Below are 2,331 nucleotides of genomic sequence, written 5' to 3'. Positions count from 1 at the left end.
TCTTGAAGCGCCAGCTATCGTTGCCGGTCTCGACAATGTCGCAGTGATGGGTCAACCGGTCGAGCAGCGCGGTGGTCATTTTGGCGTCGCCGAACACGCTCGGCCATTCGCCGAAGGCGAGATTGGTGGTGACGATGACAGAGGCGCGCTCATAGAGCCGGCTGACGAGGTGGAAGAGAAGCTGGCCACCGGACTGGGCGAAGGGCAAATAGCCGAGTTCATCCAGCACGATGAAGTCCATCCGGGTCAGATGCTCGGCGAGCCGTCCTTGCCGTCCGTTGCGGGTCTCGGTCTCGAGGCGATTGACGAGGTCGACTACGTTGAAGAAGCGGCCGCGGGCCCCGGATCGGATGCAGCTTCTGGCGATGGCAATGGCCAGGTGGGTCTTGCCTGTGCCGGTGCCGCCAACCAGCACGACGTTGCGTTGTTGGGCGATGAAGCCGCCGCCAGCGAGATCATTGACGAGAGTCTGATTGATCGGCGTGCCATCGAACTGGAAGTCGGCGATGTCCTTGGCAAGCGGTAGCTTGGCAATGGTGAGCTGGTATTTGATCGACCTGGCTTGCTTCTCGTTGATCTCGGCGTTGAGCAGGTCGCCGACAATGCGCTGAGGTTCGTGCTGGCGCTTGACGGCAGTTGCCATGATCTCGTCGAAGGCAGCCTTCATGCCGTAGAGCTTGAGTTCGCCCATGAGATCGAAGATTTGGGTTCGTTCCATCAGATGGTCCTCCGGAGGTTGTCGTAGCGGGCACAATCGGCGATCGGCGCATGACGGAGCGTCAGTGCGGCCGGCGTCATGATGTTGGCCGGTGGGGCGGGTTCACGTTGACGGGCCAGGATATTGAGCACGACATCGGCGGAATGGACGCTGTGACTGAGCGCTTCGGCACAGGCTGCTTCCACCGCGGGCAGACCGTCAGTCAGCACCGCGTTGAGGATGTCGACCATCTGCCGATTGCCATCGTCGGTGCTGGCAAGCTTGCGCCGGATCCGCTCGATCGCGGCCGGCAGCACCCAGTCTTTGAAGGGAGCACCGTTGCGCAAGGCGCCGGGTTTGCGGGCGAGCACCGGCACATAATGCCAGGGGTCGTAGACGGTATCGCCGCGGCCAAAGGATCGCGGGTGCTCGGCAACGATGCGTCCATCCTGACGGATCACAATGCGATCGGCATAGGCTTGAACCTCGACCGGTCGTCCGACTGCGCTGGCTGCGACCGAGTATTTGTTATTGTCGAAGCGCACCAGGCAGGTCTTCGAGACCGATGCCGTCACCGCATGGAAGCCGTCGAAGCGGCCGGCATAGGGAACAAGTTTGGGGCGTTCGGCTTCGAACACTTCCCAGATCGTCTGATCGACCAGCTCCGGATGGCGATGAGCCTTGGCGTAGGCGATGCATTTGTCGAGCAGCCAGGCGTTTAACTCGTCGAGGTTTTTGAACCGCAGCCGCGGCGTGAAGAAGCGTTCCCTGACCAGCCCGACCTGGTTCTCGACCTGCCCCTTCTCCCAGCCCGACGCTGGCGTGCAGGCAACCGGATCGACCAGATAGTGGCTGCACATCTGCAGAAAGCGGCGATTGTAGAGACGTCCTTTACCGACGAAGATCGTCTCTACGGCGGTCTTCATGTTGTCGTAGATGCCGCGGGTGCAGGTGCCTTTAAACAGGGCGAACGCCCGGTCGTGGGCGTCGAACACCATCTCCTGCGTCTCCCGCGGATAGGCCCGCACGAACAGCATGCGGCTGTGACAGAGCCGAACATGGGCGGCCTTCACCATCACCGTGGTGCCGCTCAGCAAGACCACCTCGTGGCTCCAGTCGAACTGGTAGGCTTCGCCTGGGGCAAAGCTCAGCGGGACATAAGCGGCCGCGGTCGATTGCCCGCGTTCTTTGCTCCACCGCCTGGCGTAACGCCGCACGGCATCGTAACCGCCGTCGTAGCCGCCCCCGCGCAGCTCTTCGAAGATCCGGATCAGCGTCAGCTGTTCACGAGCCGGTTTGGTCGCGTTCGCCGCCAGCAGCCTATCGAGCTCCGATGCCCACCGCCCCAGCTTTGGTCGTGGCTGCACCTGCCGCTCGTACTCGAAGGAGGTCTCTCCGGACCTCAGCACCTTCCGGACCGTGTTCCGCGACACCTTCAGGTCGCGGGCGATCTCCTTGATCGTCTTGCCCTTGATGAAGTGCTCGCGCCGAATCCGCGCAATCGTCTCCACGACCAGCATCCCCGACCACCTGCTTCATTCCAAAGCAGGCAGCGCAACAGACCAACCTACAGGGGGTCAATTTTGGACGCCGATCCCCCGGCTTAGGGGGGCAATATTGCAGGCCGAATGACA

Annotated in this window: 1 protein-coding gene and 1 pseudogene; both read right to left on the bottom strand. The window is 62.1% G+C overall.

The window, feature by feature from the left end; genetic code table 11:
- Window positions 1–718: IS21-like element helper ATPase IstB (gene istB / locus Q3C01_RS44780; protein WP_458151732.1), on the bottom strand; the 718-nt coding region annotated here is incomplete at its 3' end.
- Between the two features lie 8 nt (window positions 719–726).
- Window positions 727–2,217 (bottom strand): annotated as a pseudogene (gene istA / locus Q3C01_RS44775) (IS21 family transposase); the annotation flags it as partial.
- Window positions 2,218–2,331 lie beyond the last annotated feature (114 nt).

The sequence above is a fragment of the Bradyrhizobium sp. UFLA05-109 genome (genome assembly GCF_054185165.1).
This window is presented reverse-complemented; position numbering and strand designations above follow the sequence as displayed.